This window comes from [Enterobacter] lignolyticus SCF1 (genome assembly GCF_000164865.1).
Taxonomy (GTDB): domain Bacteria; phylum Pseudomonadota; class Gammaproteobacteria; order Enterobacterales; family Enterobacteriaceae; genus Enterobacter_B; species Enterobacter_B lignolyticus.
In genome coordinates, this window is sequence record NC_014618.1 from 3,851,207 (window position 1) to 3,866,882 (window position 15,676).

The window sequence follows — 15,676 nt, forward strand, 5'->3', positions numbered from 1 at the left end:
TAGCCGCTATTTTTTTGTCCTGACGACTGACGATACATTCGAGGTGCAACATTTTTACCCGAGTCGCTAATTTTTGCCGCAAGGTGCTAAGCCGTGAAGAAAACGGGGCTGAAACCGTCGACGCAAAACCAGAAATGACGGTCATCCCGCGTGAGCAGCACGCTATTTCCCGCAAAGATATCAGTGAAAATGCCCTCAAGGTGCTCTACCGTCTGAATAAAGCGGGTTACGAGGCCTATCTCGTGGGCGGCGGCGTCCGCGACCTGCTGCTTGGCAAAAAACCAAAAGATTTCGACGTGACCACCAGCGCCACGCCGGAGCAGGTTCGCAAGCTGTTCCGCAACTGCCGCCTGGTCGGCCGCCGTTTCCGCCTGGCCCACGTGATGTTTGGCCCGGAAATCATCGAAGTGGCCACCTTCCGCGGCCACCACGAAGGTTCAGCCAGCGACCGCGTGACCTCACAGCGCGGCCAGAACGGCATGCTGCTGCGCGATAACATCTTCGGCTCTATCGAAGAGGATGCCCAGCGCCGTGACTTCACGATCAACAGCCTCTACTACAGCGTGGCGGATTTCACCGTCCGCGATTACGTCGGTGGTATGCGTGACCTGCAGGAAGGCGTGATTCGCCTGATTGGCAACCCGGAAACCCGCTACCGCGAAGACCCGGTGCGCATGCTGCGCGCCGTGCGCTTCGCCGCGAAGCTGGGGATGAGCATCAGCGCGGAAACCGCCGAGCCGATTCCGCGTCTGGCGACGCTTATCAATGACGTACCGCCAGCCCGCCTGTTCGAAGAGTCCCTGAAGCTGCTGCAGGCCGGTTACGGGTATGAAACCTACCGGCTGCTGCGCGAATACAGCCTGTTCCAGCCGCTGTTCCCGACCATCACCCGCTACTTCACCGAAAACGGCGATAGCCCGATGGAGCGCATCATCAGCCAGGTGCTGAAGAATACCGATAACCGCATTCACAACGAGATGCGCGTTAACCCGGCGTTCCTGTTTGCCGCGATGTTCTGGTATCCGCTGCTGGAAATGGCGCAGAAAATCGCCCAGGAAAGCGGCCTTGCCTACTACGACGCCTTCGCACTGGCGATGAACGATGTGCTGGACGAAGCCTGCCGCACGCTGGCTATCCCGAAACGCATCACCACGCTGGTGCGCGACATCTGGCAGCTGCAGCTGCGTATGTCCCGCCGCCAGGGCAAACGCGCCTGGAAGCTGATGGAGCATCCGAAGTTCCGCGCCTCCTACGATCTGCTGGCGCTGCGTGCGGAATCCGAAAGCAATAGCGAACTGCAGCGTCTGGTGCAGTGGTGGGGCGAGTTTCAGGTCGCTGCGCCGCCCGCGCAGAAAGATATGCTTGACGATCTCGGCGATGAGCCCGCCGCCCGCCGTCGCCACCGCCGCCCGCGCAAACGCGCGCCGCGTCGTGAAGGCAGCGCATGACCCGCGTCTGGATCGCCATCGGCAGCAATCTCGCCTCACCGCTTGAGCAGGTTAACGCTGCTATTCGCGCGCTGGGCGAGATCCCGCAGAGCCGGGTCGTGGCGGTATCCTCGTTTTATCGTACGCCGCCGCTGGGGCCGCAGGATCAGCCCGACTACCTCAATGCCGCGGTGGCTCTCGACACCGCCCTTGACGCGCACACCCTGCTCGACCATACCCAGCGTATCGAATTGCAGCAGGGGCGCGTGCGTAAAGCCGAGCGCTGGGGGCCGCGCACTCTCGATCTCGACATTATGCTGTTCGGCGATGAGGTGATACGCACCGGGCGCCTGACCGTGCCGCATTACGACATGAAAAACCGCGGCTTTATGCTGTGGCCGCTGTTTGAAATTGCTCCAGATTTACGTTTTCCTGACGGGAGCGAACTGAGCATCCTGCTGCAACAACTTGATAGCGCACAACCTGCCCATTGGTAAATGGTAAAACGATTGCCCCTCTGAATGTGACTGGTACAATGCCGCAAGAATCGGCTTTCGTTATCAGGAAACGTTATGAAACCAACCACCATCGCCTTATTGCAGAAATGCAAACAGGAAAAGAAACGCTTCGCCACTATCACCGCGTATGACTACAGCTTCGCTAAGCTGTTTGCCGAAGAAGGCATTAACGTCATGCTGGTGGGCGATTCGTTAGGGATGACGGTCCAGGGACATGATTCCACGCTCCCCGTGACAACTGAAGATATCGCTTACCACACGCGCACCGTTCGCCGCGGCGCGCCGAACTGTCTGCTGCTCTCCGACCTGCCGTTTATGACCTATGCCACGCCGGAGCAGGCGTTTGAGAATGCCGCCGCCGTGATGCGCGCGGGCGCGAACATGATAAAAATCGAAGGCGGCGCCTGGCTGGTTGAGACCGTTAAAATGCTGACCGAGCGCGCGGTGCCGGTTTGCGGCCACCTGGGGCTGACCCCGCAGTCGGTTAACATCTTCGGCGGCTATAAGGTGCAGGGGCGCGGCGACGCGGCTCAGACGCTGTTTGACGACGCCCTGGCGTTAGAAGCGGCAGGCGCGCAGCTGCTGGTGCTGGAGTGCGTACCGGTTGAGCTCGCAAAACGCATCACCGACGCGCTGTCCATTCCGGTTATCGGCATCGGCGCAGGCAACGTCACCGACGGGCAGATCCTCGTGATGCACGACGCCTTCGGCATCACCGGCGGCCACATCCCTAAATTTGCCAAAAATTTCCTGGCGAGCGCGGGCGACATGCGCGCCGCCGTACGTCAATATATTGCCGAGGTTGAATCCGGCGTTTATCCGGGTGAAGAACACAGTTTCCATTAAGGAGCCACGTTGTGCTGATTATCGAAACCCTGCCGCTGCTGCGCCAGCATATCCGCAGACTGCGTCAGGAAGGTAAACGTATCGCGCTGGTGCCCACCATGGGCAACCTGCATGATGGTCATATGAAGCTGGTTGACGAAGCGAAGGCGCGCGCCGATGTGGTGGTGGTGAGCATCTTCGTTAACCCGATGCAGTTCGACCGGGCCGACGACCTGGCGCGCTACCCGCGCACGCTGCAGGAAGACTGCGAAAAGCTGAACAAACGTAAAGTTGACCTGGTGTTTGCCCCTGAGCCTGCGGACATCTACCCGCAGGGCACCGAAACGCAGACCTATGTCGACGTCCCGGGCCTCTCTACCATGCTGGAAGGCGCCAGCCGCCCGGGCCACTTCCGCGGCGTATCGACCATCGTCAGCAAGCTGTTTAACCTGGTTCAGCCGGATATCGCCTGCTTCGGCGAGAAGGACTTCCAGCAGCTGGCGCTGATCCGCAAAATGGTTACCGATATGGGTTACGACATCGACATCGTCGGCGTGCCTATCCTGCGGGCCAAAGACGGCCTGGCGCTAAGTTCCCGCAACGGCTACCTCACCGCGGAGCAGCGCAAAATCGCTCCTGGCCTGAGCAAAGTGCTGAACGGCGTCGCCGAAAAGCTGCAGGCAGGCAACCGCGATCTGGACGAAATGATCGCCCTTGCCGAACAGGAGCTGAACGACAAAGGCTTCCGCGCTGACGATATCCAGATCCGCGATGCCGACACGCTGCTTGAGTTCTCCGAAACCAGCAAACGCGCGGTTATCCTGATGGCCGCATGGCTGGGTCAGGCGCGTCTGATTGACAATAAAGTGGTCGAGCTGCCCCTGTAGACAGGGGTTACAAAACGGGCAATACTGCCCGTAATTGATCGAATTTATCTCTCTCCTCACCCTGCCCCTCATCCCTTTGAGAAAAGGGTTTGGGTGAGGACAACACAGCAACAAGGGTAAAGTTATGATTCGCACTATGCTGCAGGGCAAGCTCCACCGCGTGAAAGTGACTCAGGCGGACCTGCACTATGAAGGCTCCTGCGCCATCGATCAGGATTTTCTCGACGCGGCAGGGATTCTTGAAAACGAAGCCATTGATATCTGGAATGTGAACAACGGCAAACGTTTTTCAACCTACGCCATCGCGGCGGAACGTGGTTCTAAAATCATCTCCGTGAACGGCGCGGCCGCACACTGCGCAAACGTTGGCGATATCGTGATTATCGCCAGCTTCGTCACCATGACGGATGAAGAAGCGCGCACCTGGCGACCGAACGTTGCCTATTTTGAAGGCGACAACGAAATGAAGCGCACCGCAAAAGCCATCCCGGTTCAGGTCGCGTAAAAGTCACCCCTGCGGCTGGTTGCTGACCAGCCGCGACATGGCCTCCAGCGAATCCGTTCTTAAGATATACAGCCGCTTCAGTAAGAACGGATTATCCCCCGGCTTCACCTTCCCTGTCACCGTTGTCACCGCCATATGGAACCCGGCGTCATTCGCCGCCTGAATCGCCGTGGCGTTATAGCCGCCAAAGGGGTAGGAAAGATACAGCACGTGCGGATTAAACTGCGACAGCCCGCGCCTTGATCGCGCGAAATCGAACAGAATGTTGTGGTAGCTACGGCTCAGCAGAATCGGGCGGTGGTACGCATCCACCCGGTGCAGAAAGTGGGTGTGCGACTGTACGTCAAACACGTCCTGAATCTCTTTTAGCTCCGAAACGCTCATAAACTGCAGCGATTTGGGCTCCCACTTCTGCGGATGGCGCTTAATACGCGACGAAATAATAAACGCAGTGGCCTTAAAACCATACGCTCGCAGAACAGGCCAGGCATAGCGGTTTACCGACTTCAGACCGTCGTCAAAGGTAATGACCACCGCGCGGGCGGGTAAATTCATTTTATTGCGCACATATCCTTCCAGCTGATACATGCTCAGCGTGGTATATCCCTGGTCGCGCAGCCACGTCATCTGGTTGCTGAACGCGCGCACCGAGGTGGTCGTGGAGGTATGGCGAAAACGGGTGTTCTCTTCATCGCGCAAAATGTGGTGATAGGTCAGCACCGGAATGCCGTTATCCGGCTGCGCATCGAGGCTGCTAACCCACGCCAGCCGGTTGCCGATACGAATCTGATACCAGGTCTGGTTCAGCCGGTCCTTGAGCTTGCCGATAATCGGGTAGCGCAGGTTATCCGCCAGCGTGCCGAAAGGCGCGCTGCCGACATCCGGCGCGTTATAGACCGGCGTGTCGCGCCAGGTTATCAGGTTCTGATTGCTCAACGGTTTATTCAGGTCGCCCAGGTTATCTTCGACGCGCTGCTTACCCTGCACCGGCTCCAGATGCCCTTTATCGATAAACCCGGTACCGAAGCCAAAGTTAAATTCGTAATAGTCGGCCCGCGTCGGCACCACCGCCAGAATTTGTCCGGCGCGCACGTTGCCGACGGTGACAACGTCGTTGCCCACCTGCGCCCAGATAATGGCGTCTTCCGTCGTTTGCATATAGCGGGCGGGCTGCCCTTGCTGGCTGAGCAGGCTGGCGCTAGCGCTGCCGGAGAGGAGTAACAGGAGAGAGAAAACCACGCGAATCAGCATGCGCTTTTAACCGTCAGGTTGAATCAGCCTGTATTGTAACAAAAGAGCTATCAATACCAACGGTTAATTCGCATACAGGTCATGCAGCAGAACAAAAGGGGGATTTTTTTGCTGCTGGTGCCACAGGCTGCTTACACCGGGGCCGCCCGCATCGACGATCGCATGGCGAAAGGCATCGCTGCTCAGGGAATCCCGCAGCGGATACATTTTCTCAATCAATGAATAGCTGATGCCGGAGATCACTTCACAGTGTGAGTGTTTGTGGCTCATCAGCGCCGCCGCGCGGTAAGGCGGCTCGCCGGTTTTATCGGTGAGGAAAATAACGCCCTCGCCGGAATCCGTTTCATGCAGCGCGTCGCACATCATCCGGCTCAGCATATTGGTACTCAGGCCCGGCCAGAAATTGACGGCCCGGCAGTTCACCAGCGGTCCGTACTTTTCCTCCAGACGCCCGAGCAACGCCTGCGCGTCATCGTCAAAGCATGTAATTACCCAACCCAGCATCGCGCCACTCCTTAACAGGCAGGTAGTTTAGCGAAGCAACCATCGGGGCATGGTGAGGTCGATCAATTTTTCCCCATCCCTCTCCCTTGCCGGAAAGAGATGGGGCGAAGGTCAAAAAAATCAGCTACGTAGACCGCGGCCGCGCTGGATCAGATACCAGCACAGCAGATAAAACGCGACGATAAATATGGCCAGCACCGCTACCGTGGTAAACAGCGGCACATCGGTAATTCCGAGGAAGCCGAAGCGGAAGCCGCTAATCATGTACACGATCGGGTTGAGGTGCGACAGCCCCTGCCAGAACGGCGGCAGCAGCGTCAGCGAATAGAACACCCCGCCAAGATAGGTCAGCGGCGTCAGCACGAAGGTCGGGATCAGGCTGATGTCATCAAACGTCTTGGCAAAAACGGCGTTAAGCAGCCCCGCCAGCGAGAACAGCACCGCCGTCATCAGCAGCGTCAGGGCGACGAACAGCCACGAATGCACCTGGAACGGGACAAAGAACAGCGACACCGCCGTGACCAGAATGCCCACGCACAGGCCGCGCGCCACGCCGCCGCCGACATAGCCGGCGATGATCACGTGCGTCGGCACCGGCGCCACCAGCAGCTCTTCGATGTTGCGCTGGAACTTGGCGCTAAAAAATGATGACGCCACGTTGGCGTAGGCGTTGGTGATCACCGCCATCATAATCAGCCCCGGTACGATAAACTGCATGTAGCTAAAACCATGCATTTCGCCGATACGCGAGCCGATCAGGTTGCCGAAGATGATGAAGTAAAGCGTCATCGTAATCACCGGCGGTACCAGCGTTTGCACCCAGATGCGCATGAAACGGTGGATCTCTTTGGTCCAGATGCTTTTCAGCGCAACCCAATAAAGCTGCATCATGCCTGTTCTCCTTTCTTATTGTGCACCAGCGTGACGAACAGCTCTTCCAGGCGGTTGGCCTTATTACGCATGCTAAGTACCTGCACGCCCTGCTCGCTCAGTTGGCTGAACACGCTGTTGATGCCCTGCTCGCGCAGCACTTCCACCTCAAGCGTCGAGGTATCCACCAGGCGGTACTGGTAGCCGTCAAGCTGCGGCAGCGGGCTTTTCGGCGCCAGATCGAGAATGAAGGTTTCTGATTTCAGCTTGGAGAGCAAATTCTTCATCGAGGTGTTCTCCACCAGCTCGCCGTGCTGGATGATGCCGATGTTGCGGCACAGCATCTCCGCCTCTTCCAGATAGTGGGTGGTGAGAATAATAGTGGTGCCTTTGTCATTAAGGTCCTTCAGAAAGCCCCACATCGAGCGGCGTAATTCGATATCCACCCCCGCCGTCGGCTCGTCAAGAATCAGCAGTTTTGGCTCGTGCATCAGCGCGCGGGCGATCATCAGGCGGCGCTTCATGCCCCCGGACAGCATGCGCGCACGTTCGTTGCGTTTTTCCCACAGATCGAGCTGTTTTAAGTACTTTTCGCTGCGTAAAACCGCTTCACGACGCTCCACGCCGTAATAGCCCGCCTGGTTAACAACTATCTGCTGTACGGTCTCGAACGGGTTGAAGTTAAACTCCTGCGGCACCAGCCCCAGCTGGCGCTTGGCGTTGACCACGTCTTTATCCAGGTCATAGCCGAATACGTTCACCGCGCCGGAGGATTTGTTGACCAGCGAGCTGATGATGCCAATGGTGGTGGATTTACCCGCGCCGTTAGGCCCCAGAAGCGCGTAAAAGTCGCCTGCCTCAACGCTCAGGTCGATACCGCGCAGCGCCTGAACCCCGCCCGGGTAGGTCTTTTTAAGCTGTTTTAATTCCAGTGCAATGGTCATTAAAAATTTCTCTTTTAAAAATCCTGCAATCGATGTGTGGTTTTAAATGAAGCCGAGTTGACCTATATTAGCGCAACGCACTTACCTTGGTTACAGGTCGTTAACTTCCATGAAAGAGATAGATACACTCATCAGCAATAATGCACTATGGTCAAAAATGCTGGTGGAAGAGGACCCCGGTTTTTTTGAGAAACTGGCGCAAGCGCAGAAGCCGCGCTTTCTATGGATTGGATGTTCCGATAGCCGCGTCCCCGCCGAACGCCTGACGGGTCTGGAGCCGGGTGAACTGTTCGTTCACCGCAACGTGGCCAACCTGGTGATTCACACCGACCTCAACTGCCTGTCAGTGGTGCAGTATGCCGTTGACGTGCTGGAAGTCGAGCACATTATCATCTGCGGCCACTATGGCTGCGGCGGCGTTCAGGCGGCCGTTGAGAACCCGGAGCTGGGGCTTATTGACAACTGGCTGCTGCACATCCGCGATATCTGGTTCAAGCATAGCTCTCTGCTCGGCGAAATGCCGCAGGAACGTCGTCTCGACACCCTGTGCGAGCTGAACGTCATGGAGCAGGTCTATAACCTCGGACACTCCACCATCATGCAGTCCGCCTGGAAGCGCGGCCAGAAGGTGACCATTCACGGCTGGGCATACGGTATTCATGACGGTCTGCTGCGCGATCTCGACGTGACCGCAACCAACCGCGAATCCCTCGAGCAGGGTTACCGTAAAGGGCTGTCCAACCTGCACATCAAACACATTAACCACAAATAGCGCTTGTTAAAAAGCCGGGTGGCGGCTAACGCCTTACCCGGCCTACAAGCCTGCGACGTAGGCCTGATAAGCGAAGCGCCATCAGGCACGCCAACCGATACCCTTACTCGTCCAGCAGCACCACTTTGCCGATATACGGCAGATGACGATAGCGCTGCGCGTAGTCGATACCGTAGCCCACCACAAATTCGTCCGGGATGGAGAAGCCGATATATTCGACCGGCACATTCACCTCACGGCGAGACGGTTTATCCAGCAGCGTACAGATAGCCAGCGACTTCGGTTCGCGCAGGCTCAGAATCTCACGAACCTTCGACAGCGTATTGCCGGAGTCGATAATATCTTCAACGATCAGCACGTCTTTACCGCGGATATCTTCATCCAGATCCTTGAGGATTTTGACATCGCGCGTCGTCGACATACCGCTGCCGTAGCTGGAGGCCGTCATAAAATCGACTTCGTGCGAGACGTGAACTTCACGGCACAGGTCGGCCATAAACATGAATGAACCGCGCAGTAGCCCCACCAGCACCATGTCGCTGCCGCTGTCTTTATAACGCTCAGTAATCTGACGACCTAATTCGGCGATACGTGCTTTGATCTCCGCTTCCGGGATCATCACTTCAACAGTATGTTTCATAAAACTAACCACTTGATTTCAGAGATAAATCTCTCAACACCCCGAAAGCCATTCGCGGCGCTGATCGGCAAGCCATGCAGTATACCAGCAAAACCCTTTTTCCGGTGTATGAGTTAATAAGGCCATAATTGTGATTCCGATCACACTTGTTAAATCCTATAATTAATTGCTATTAAAAAATTAACAAGTTGAGTGGTGTTTTCTTATGGCAGAAATAAAAACGCAACAGTCCGCGCTTCTGGTGAAGCTGACGGCGCTGTTTGCAGCCTTTTGCGGGCTGTATCTGTTAATCGGCGGCGCCTGGCTGGTGTCGCTCGGCGGCTCCTGGTACTACCCCGTCGCAGGCCTGGTGATGCTGGGCGTGACCGCCATGCTGTGGCGCGGCAAGCGCGCGGCGCTGTGGCTGTATGCGCTGCTGCTGCTGGCAACCATGCTATGGGGCGTCTGGGAGGTCGGCTTTGACTTCTGGGCGCTGACGCCGCGCAGCGATATCCTGGTGTTTTTTGGCATCTGGCTTATCCTGCCGTTCGTCTGGCGCCGTCTGCGTGTTCCCTCCGCTGGCGCGGTCGGCGCGCTGGTGGCAGTACTGCTGATTAGCGGCGGCATTCTTACCTGGGCGGGCTTCCATGACCCGCAGGAGATTAACGGTACGCTGAGCACCGATACCGCACCGGCGGCCTCCATCTCCCAGGTAGCCGATAGCGACTGGCCGGCCTATGGCCGCAATCAGGAAGGCCAGCGCTGGTCGCCGCTGAAGCAGATAACGTCTGATAACGTGCACCAGCTGAAAGAGGCATGGGTATTTCGTACCGGCGATCTGAAAGGCCCTAACGATCCTGGCGAAATCACCAACGAGGTCACGCCGATTAAAATTGGCGACATGCTGTATCTCTGCTCCGCCCACCAGCGCCTGTTCGCTCTGGATGCGGCGACCGGGAAAGAGAAATGGCGCTTCGACCCGCAGTTGAACGCCAACCCGAGCTTCCAGCACGTGACCTGCCGCGGCGTCTCTTACCACGACGCAACTGCGGATAATGCGCCTGCGGACGTGGTTGCCGACTGCCCGCGCCGCATCCTGCTGCCGGTGAACGATGGCCGCCTGTTCGCGCTGAATGCGCAAACCGGTAAGCCGTGCGAAACCTTTGCCAACAAGGGGATCCTCAACCTGCAAACCAGCATGCCGGTCACCACGCCGGGCATGTATGAACCAACCTCGCCGCCGATCGTCACCGATAAGGTCATTGTGATTGCCGGCGCGGTCACCGATAACTTCTCCACCCGCGAACCGTCCGGCGTTATTCGCGGCTTCGACGTGAATACCGGCAAGCTGCTGTGGGCCTTCGATCCGGGCGCGAAAGATCCGAACGCTATCCCGGAAGACGAGCACCGCTTCACCTTCAACTCGCCGAACTCCTGGGCGCCGGCGGCGTATGACGCCAGGCTGGATCTCGTGTACCTGCCGATGGGCGTCACCACGCCGGATATCTGGGGCGGCAACCGCACGCCGGAGCAGGAGCGCTACGCCAGCGCGATTGTGGCGCTGAACGCGACCACCGGTAAGCTGGTCTGGAGCTACCAGACGGTGCACCATGACCTGTGGGATATGGACCAGCCGTCGCAGCCGACGCTTGCCGATATTACCGTTGACGGTAAAACCGTACCGGTTATCTACGCCCCGGCGAAAACCGGCAACATCTTCGTGCTCGACCGCCGCAACGGCCAGCTTGTCGTGCCTGCGCCGGAACAGCCGGTACCGCAGGGCGCGGCGAAAGGCGATCGCGTCAGCCCGACGCAGCCGTTCTCCGAACTGACGTTCCGCCCGAAAAAAGACCTGACCGGCGCGGATATGTGGGGCGCGACCATGTTCGACCAGCTGGTATGCCGCGTCATGTTCCATCAGATGCGCTATGAGGGCATCTTCACGCCGCCGTCTGAGCAGGGCACGCTGGTCTTCCCGGGCAACCTTGGCATGTTCGAGTGGGGCGGTATTTCGGTTGACCCGAACCGTCAGGTGGCGATCGCTAACCCGATTGCGCTGCCGTTCGTCTCAAAACTGATCCCCCGCGGCCCCGGCAACCCGATGGAGCCGCCGAAGGATGCCAAAGCCAGCGGTACGGAATCCGGTATTCAGCCGCAGTACGGCGTGCCGTTTGGCGTCACGCTGAACCCGTTCCTGTCGCCGTTCGGCCTGCCGTGCAAACAGCCGGGCTGGGGCTATATCTCGGCGCTGGATCTGAAAACCAACCAGATCGCGTGGAAAAAACGTATTGGTACGCCGCAGGACAGCCTGCCGTTCCCGATGCCGTTTAAGCTGCCGTTTACGCTGGGGATGCCGATGCTGGGCGGTCCGATTTCCACCGCGGGCAACGTGCTGTTCGTCGCCGCAACCGCAGATAACTACCTGCGCGCGTACAACATGACCAACGGGGATAAACTGTGGGAAGGCCGTCTGCCCGCAGGCGGACAGGCAACGCCGATGACCTATGAAGTGAATGGCAAGCAGTATGTTGTCATCTCGGCAGGGGGCCACGGCTCGTTTGGTACAAAACTCGGCGATTATATTGTCGCGTATGCGCTGCCTGACGACGCAAAATAAAAGCGAAACGGCAACTTCGGTTGCCGTTTTTGTGTTTGTTCCCTCTCCCCACGGGAGAGGGCATCAGCCCGCGCAACCCTAAACAGTAAACCCGAGCATCATCCCGGTATCTTCGTGCTCCAGCAGATGGCAGTGCGCCATATACATATGCTCCTTCGGCGCGTCGTGGTCGAACTTCACCAGCACTTCGCTGACGGCTCCCTCAACCCGCACGGTATCTTTCCAGCCGGCGCGGTGCGCCGCGGGCGGTTTGCCATTTTCTGACAGGATACGGAACTGCGTGCCGTGGATATGGAACGGATGCAGCATCATGTCCCCTTCCCCGGAAATCACCCAGCGCTCGTACTGCCCTTTACTGGCGGCAAACATCGGTTTCTTCATGTCGAAGGCCTGACCGTTAATTTTGTTTGCGTTGTGGAAATCAAAACCGTCGCTGCCGTGGTTCATTTGCCCCATGCCGCCCATATTACCGTGATCCATCCCGCCCTGGCCCATATGCCCCATCATGCCGCCGTGCTGCATCATGCCGGACATCGCCTGGTCGCCGTACTTCGTCATCAGGGCCTGCATGCCCATCATGTCGAGCATCGGGTCCATCGACAGCTGGAGCTTACGCTGGGTCAGCCCGTCAAGCGACGGCAGCGCCGGAAGGGTGGCGAGCTGGTCGGGCAGCGTGGCGGACGCCGGGATCAGTACCGGCTGGATGCGCATAACGGGATGCGCTTTATCAAACGGCGCCACCGCCATTCCCATCTGGCTCACCGGCAGCGTGACCAGATCGAAGGCTTTACCGTCGCTGATATCCACCAACACTTCAAAACGCTCGCCCATCAGCATCGGCAGCTCGCTCACCTTCACCGGTTCGGCCAGCAGGCCGCCGTCGCTGGCGATAACGTACAGAGGACGGTTGTCGCTGGCCGCGAGGTTCAGGGAGCGTGCGTTACAGCCGTTGAGCAGACGCAGACGCAGCCAGCCTTTCGGCGCGGTGTGCTGCGGATAAATCGCGCCGTTGGTCAGCAGCGTATCGCCGAACCAGCCGACGGCGGCGGTCATAATATCCAGCTGATAATCAATCTGCCCGTCGCTGCCGAACTGCTTATCCTGAATGATGACCGGTATATCATCGATGCCCCACTGCTTCGGCAGCAGCAGCGCGCTAATCTGCGGATCTTCGATAAGCACCAGCCCGGCCAGCCCCATGGCGACCTGATGCCCGGTTTTACCGTGCTGATGCGGATGGAACCAGCAGGTCGCCGCCTGCTGCGTCGGGGTAAACGTGACGGTGCGCGAGGCGCCGGGCTGGATGATACCCTGCGGGCCGCCGTCGACCTCGCCGGGGATTTCAAGGCCGTGCCAGTGAAGGGTCGTCTCTTCCGCCAGCTGGTTGCGGATCTCGACCGTGACCGGTTTGCCCTGCTGCAGGCGCAGCGCCGGGCCTAAAAGGCTGCCGTTGTATCCCCAGGTGGTGGCCATCTTACCGCCGAACGATGTCGTTCCGCGCTGTACCGTCAGCGCCACGCTGTTGCGGGCATCGGGCGTCAGAACCGTGGGTATGGGCAGAGCCGGACGTTCGGCGGCAAATACGTGGCGGCTCCACAGCGGTAATGCGCTGGCGGCGCCAACGGCCGCCGCCAGTTTGATAAATTCACGACGTTGCATCTTCACTCCCTTTTTCGTCTGCAGGCGAATTATTGAGCTTAAACCCTCCCCTTACCGGAAGGTCAAGCGCCAGCGCAATAATAAAGCTCAGCGCAGCGTTATGAAGTATGCTAACGTTGTTTTTCCTGGATGCATTGGTAAATAAGATGAAGACGTTTTTCAGAACGCTGGTACTCGGATTGCTGTTCGTTTTTTCCAGCAACAGCTTCGCATTAAGCGAATCCGAAGCCGAAGATATGGCCGATCTGACGGCGGTCTTTGTCTTTCTGAAAAACGACTGTGGCTACCAGAATTTACCCAATGGCCAGATTCGCCGCGCTTTAGTCTTTTTTGCCCAGCAGAATCAATGGGATCTGAGCAACTACGACAGCTTTAACATGAAAGCGCTCGGCGAGGACAGCTACCGCGATCTCAGCGGCATCCGCATCCCAACCTCCACCAAATGCAAAGCGCTGGCGCGCGATTCGCTGAGCCTGCTGGCCTACGTGAAATAAGCGCCCGACGACGCAGACCCGAAGACCGCCTTGTTGAATAGCGCCATAATTGGCTACTATGCTACGCCTGTAATAAAAGGCGTTAACAAAGGAGGTATTCACTATGGCCGAAAACACGCTGTGGCATGAAACGCTGCACGACAAGTTTGGTCAGTATTTTGCCGTTGATAATGTTCTCTGGCACGAAAAGACCGATCATCAGGATCTGATCATTTTCGAAAACGCCGCATTCGGCCGCGTGATGGCGCTGGATGGCGTTGTGCAAACCAGCGAGCGCGACGAGTTTATCTATCACGAAATGCTGACCCACGTTCCGCTGCTGGCGCACGGCCACGCTAAACACGTGCTGATTATCGGCGGCGGCGATGGCGCGATGCTGCGCGAAGTCTCACGGCACCAGAACATCGACACCATCACCATGGTGGAAATCGATGCCGGCGTCGTCTCTTTCTGCCGCCAGTATCTGCCGAACCACAGCGCAGGCAGCTATGACGATCCGCGCTTTACTCTGGTTATTGACGACGGTGTCAATTTTGTTAACCAGACCACGCAAACGTTTGATGTGATTATCTCCGACTGTACCGACCCTATCGGTCCTGGCGAAAGTCTGTTTACCTCGGCGTTTTATGAAGGCTGCAAGCGCTGCCTGAACCCGGGCGGGATTTTCGTGGCGCAGAACGGCGTCTGCTTCCTGCAGCAGGATGAAGCCATCGACAGCCACCGTAAACTCAGCCACTACTTCAGCGACGTCAGCTTCTACCAGGCGGCGATCCCGACCTACTACGGCGGGATTATGACCTTCGCGTGGGCCACAGATAACGGCGCCCTGCGCCATCTGTCGACGGAAATCATTCAGGCGCGCTTCCACCAGGCCAACCTGAAATGCCGCTACTACAATCCGGCTATCCACACCGCCGCGTTTGCCTTGCCCCAATATTTGCAAGACGCACTGTCCGCGCAGTGACTCTAAGGAGGTGATAAAAATTGAAAAAGCTTAAACTGCATGGCTTTAACAACCTGACGAAAAGCCTGAGTTTTTGTATTTACGATATCTGCTATGCCAAAACGGCAGAAGAGCGCGATGGCTACATCGCCTATATCGATGAACTGTACAACGCCAACCGTCTGACGGAGATCCTGTCGGAAACCTGCTCTATCATCGGCGCGAATATCCTTAATATCGCCCGCCAGGATTATGAGCCCCAGGGCGCCAGCGTCACCATTCTGGTGAGCGAAGAGCCCATCGATCCAAAACTTATCGACACCACCGAGCATCCCGGCCCGCTGCCGGAGGCGGTTGTCGCCCACCTCGATAAAAGCCACATCTGCGTGCATACCTATCCGGAAAGTCATCCTGAAGGCGGCCTGTGCACGTTCCGCGCGGATATCGAAGTCTCGACCTGTGGCGTCATTTCACCGCTGAAGGCGTTGAACTACCTGATTCATCAGCTTGAGTCGGATATTGTGACCATTGATTACCGCGTGCGCGGTTTTACCCGTGACGTCAACGGGATGAAGCACTTTATCGACCACGAAATTAACTCCATCCAGAACTTCATGTCTGATGATATGAAAGCGCTATACGACATGGTGGATGTTAACGTTTATCAGGAAAATATCTTCCATACCAAGATGTTGCTTAAAGAGTTCGACCTTAAGCACTACATGTTCCATACCAAACCGGAAGATTTAAGCGACGAAGAGCGCAAGGTCATCACCGACCTGCTCTGGAAAGAAATGCGCGAGATTTACTACGGCCGCAACATGCCGGCCGTGTAAGGCAC

General features: G+C 57.5%; 16 protein-coding genes. 10 read left to right on the forward strand and 6 right to left on the reverse strand.

All coding sequences use genetic code 11. The features are described 5' to 3' along the window. The first annotated feature begins 50 nt into the window (after positions 1-50). From pcnB to panD, 5 genes are all read left to right on the forward strand, one after another. Positions 51-1,448, forward strand: a complete 1,398-nt coding sequence (gene pcnB, locus ENTCL_RS17935) for a polynucleotide adenylyltransferase PcnB (protein ID WP_125451910.1) — start codon at positions 51-53, stop codon at positions 1,446-1,448. Then, positions 1,445-1,924 (forward strand): 2-amino-4-hydroxy-6-hydroxymethyldihydropteridine diphosphokinase, encoded by a 480-nt coding sequence (gene folK, locus ENTCL_RS17940; protein ID WP_013367557.1) that lies wholly within the window; start codon positions 1,445-1,447, stop codon positions 1,922-1,924. Before pcnB ends, folK begins: the two co-directional genes overlap by 4 nt. A 75-nt stretch (positions 1,925-1,999) precedes the next feature. Then, positions 2,000-2,791: a 3-methyl-2-oxobutanoate hydroxymethyltransferase gene (gene panB, locus ENTCL_RS17945; protein WP_013367558.1), complete on the forward strand. Its 792-nt coding sequence runs from the start codon at positions 2,000-2,002 to the stop codon at positions 2,789-2,791. Positions 2,792-2,802: 11 nt separating this feature from the next. Next, complete coding sequence (panC, locus tag ENTCL_RS17950) at positions 2,803-3,657, forward strand: pantoate--beta-alanine ligase (protein WP_013367559.1); 855 nt, start codon at positions 2,803-2,805, stop codon at positions 3,655-3,657. Positions 3,658-3,781: 124 nt separating this feature from the next. Continuing rightward, positions 3,782-4,162, forward strand: a complete 381-nt coding sequence (panD, locus tag ENTCL_RS17955) for an aspartate 1-decarboxylase (RefSeq protein ID WP_013367560.1) — start codon at positions 3,782-3,784, stop codon at positions 4,160-4,162. A gap of 3 nt (positions 4,163-4,165) precedes the next feature. Here panD and ENTCL_RS17960 read toward each other — a convergent pair whose 3' ends face one another. The 4 genes from ENTCL_RS17960 to ENTCL_RS17975 form a co-directional block, all read right to left on the reverse strand. After that, complete coding sequence (locus ENTCL_RS17960) at positions 4,166-5,413, reverse strand: polysaccharide deacetylase family protein (protein WP_013367561.1); 1,248 nt, start codon at positions 5,411-5,413, stop codon at positions 4,166-4,168. A 63-nt stretch (positions 5,414-5,476) separates the two neighbouring features. Then, positions 5,477-5,917: a PTS sugar transporter subunit IIA gene (locus ENTCL_RS17965; protein WP_013367562.1), complete on the reverse strand. Its 441-nt coding sequence runs from the start codon at positions 5,915-5,917 to the stop codon at positions 5,477-5,479. Positions 5,918-6,037: 120 nt separating this feature from the next. After that, positions 6,038-6,808 (reverse strand): ABC transporter permease, encoded by a 771-nt coding sequence (locus ENTCL_RS17970; RefSeq protein WP_044612000.1) that lies wholly within the window; start codon positions 6,806-6,808, stop codon positions 6,038-6,040. Then, positions 6,805-7,731, reverse strand: coding sequence for an ABC transporter ATP-binding protein (locus ENTCL_RS17975; protein WP_013367564.1), 927 nt, complete (start codon positions 7,729-7,731; stop codon positions 6,805-6,807). Before ENTCL_RS17975 ends, ENTCL_RS17970 begins: the two co-directional genes overlap by 4 nt. A 109-nt stretch (positions 7,732-7,840) precedes the next feature. Between ENTCL_RS17975 and can the strand changes: the two genes are divergently transcribed. After that, positions 7,841-8,503, forward strand: a complete 663-nt coding sequence (can, locus tag ENTCL_RS17980) for a carbonate dehydratase (RefSeq protein WP_013367565.1) — start codon at positions 7,841-7,843, stop codon at positions 8,501-8,503. Between the two features lie 103 nt (positions 8,504-8,606). Here the strand turns inward: can and hpt are convergent, their stop codons facing one another. Next, entirely contained in the window at positions 8,607-9,143 is a 537-nt protein-coding gene (hpt, locus tag ENTCL_RS17985) for a hypoxanthine phosphoribosyltransferase (protein WP_013367566.1), read from the reverse strand. A 205-nt stretch (positions 9,144-9,348) separates the two neighbouring features. Between hpt and ENTCL_RS17990 the strand changes: the two genes are divergently transcribed. Next, the gene (locus ENTCL_RS17990) at positions 9,349-11,739 is read left to right on the forward strand and encodes a glucose/quinate/shikimate family membrane-bound PQQ-dependent dehydrogenase (RefSeq protein ID WP_013367567.1); all 2,391 of its coding nucleotides are present in this window, start codon (positions 9,349-9,351) and stop codon (positions 11,737-11,739) included. A gap of 78 nt (positions 11,740-11,817) precedes the next feature. On the opposite strand, the gene cueO is transcribed toward ENTCL_RS17990, so the two are convergent. Further along, positions 11,818-13,398, reverse strand: coding sequence for a multicopper oxidase CueO (gene cueO, locus ENTCL_RS17995; RefSeq protein WP_013367568.1), 1,581 nt, complete (start codon positions 13,396-13,398; stop codon positions 11,818-11,820). A 146-nt stretch (positions 13,399-13,544) separates the two neighbouring features. Here cueO and ENTCL_RS18000 point away from each other — a divergent pair, with 146 nt between their 5' ends. The 3 genes from ENTCL_RS18000 (at position 13,545) to speD (ending at position 15,671) form a co-directional block, all read left to right on the forward strand. Further along, on the forward strand, positions 13,545-13,892 hold the full coding sequence (locus tag ENTCL_RS18000) for a YacC family pilotin-like protein (protein WP_044612002.1): 348 nt from the start codon (positions 13,545-13,547) through the stop codon (positions 13,890-13,892). 103 nt (positions 13,893-13,995) lie between these two features. Continuing rightward, positions 13,996-14,856, forward strand: a complete 861-nt coding sequence (gene speE, locus ENTCL_RS18005; protein ID WP_013367570.1) for a polyamine aminopropyltransferase — start codon at positions 13,996-13,998, stop codon at positions 14,854-14,856. Between the two features lie 20 nt (positions 14,857-14,876). Further along, the gene (gene speD / locus ENTCL_RS18010) at positions 14,877-15,671 is read left to right on the forward strand and encodes an adenosylmethionine decarboxylase (RefSeq protein WP_013367571.1); all 795 of its coding nucleotides are present in this window, start codon (positions 14,877-14,879) and stop codon (positions 15,669-15,671) included. The last annotated feature ends 5 nt before the right edge of the window (positions 15,672-15,676 follow it).

Bases quoted from the DNA above. Each gene is read 5' to 3' on its own strand.
- can (WP_013367565.1), top strand. From the start codon at position 7,841: ATGAAAGAGATAGATACACTCATCAGCAATAATGCACTATGGTCAAAA.
- ENTCL_RS17975 (WP_013367564.1), bottom strand. From the start codon at position 7,731: ATGACCATTGCACTGGAATTAAAACAGCTTAAAAAGACCTACCCGGGC.
- ENTCL_RS17970 (WP_044612000.1), bottom strand. From the start codon at position 6,808: ATGATGCAGCTTTATTGGGTTGCGCTGAAAAGCATCTGGACCAAAGAG.
- cueO (WP_013367568.1), bottom strand. From the start codon at position 13,398: ATGCAACGTCGTGAATTTATCAAACTGGCGGCGGCCGTTGGCGCCGCC.
- panD (WP_013367560.1), top strand. From the start codon at position 3,782: ATGATTCGCACTATGCTGCAGGGCAAGCTCCACCGCGTGAAAGTGACT.
- panB (WP_013367558.1), top strand. From the start codon at position 2,000: ATGAAACCAACCACCATCGCCTTATTGCAGAAATGCAAACAGGAAAAG.
- hpt (WP_013367566.1), bottom strand. From the start codon at position 9,143: ATGAAACATACTGTTGAAGTGATGATCCCGGAAGCGGAGATCAAAGCA.
- ENTCL_RS17960 (WP_013367561.1), bottom strand. From the start codon at position 5,413: ATGCTGATTCGCGTGGTTTTCTCTCTCCTGTTACTCCTCTCCGGCAGC.
- folK (WP_013367557.1), top strand. From the start codon at position 1,445: ATGACCCGCGTCTGGATCGCCATCGGCAGCAATCTCGCCTCACCGCTT.
- ENTCL_RS18000 (WP_044612002.1), top strand. From the start codon at position 13,545: ATGAAGACGTTTTTCAGAACGCTGGTACTCGGATTGCTGTTCGTTTTT.
- ENTCL_RS17965 (WP_013367562.1), bottom strand. From the start codon at position 5,917: ATGCTGGGTTGGGTAATTACATGCTTTGACGATGACGCGCAGGCGTTG.
- ENTCL_RS17990 (WP_013367567.1), top strand. From the start codon at position 9,349: ATGGCAGAAATAAAAACGCAACAGTCCGCGCTTCTGGTGAAGCTGACG.
- speE (WP_013367570.1), top strand. From the start codon at position 13,996: ATGGCCGAAAACACGCTGTGGCATGAAACGCTGCACGACAAGTTTGGT.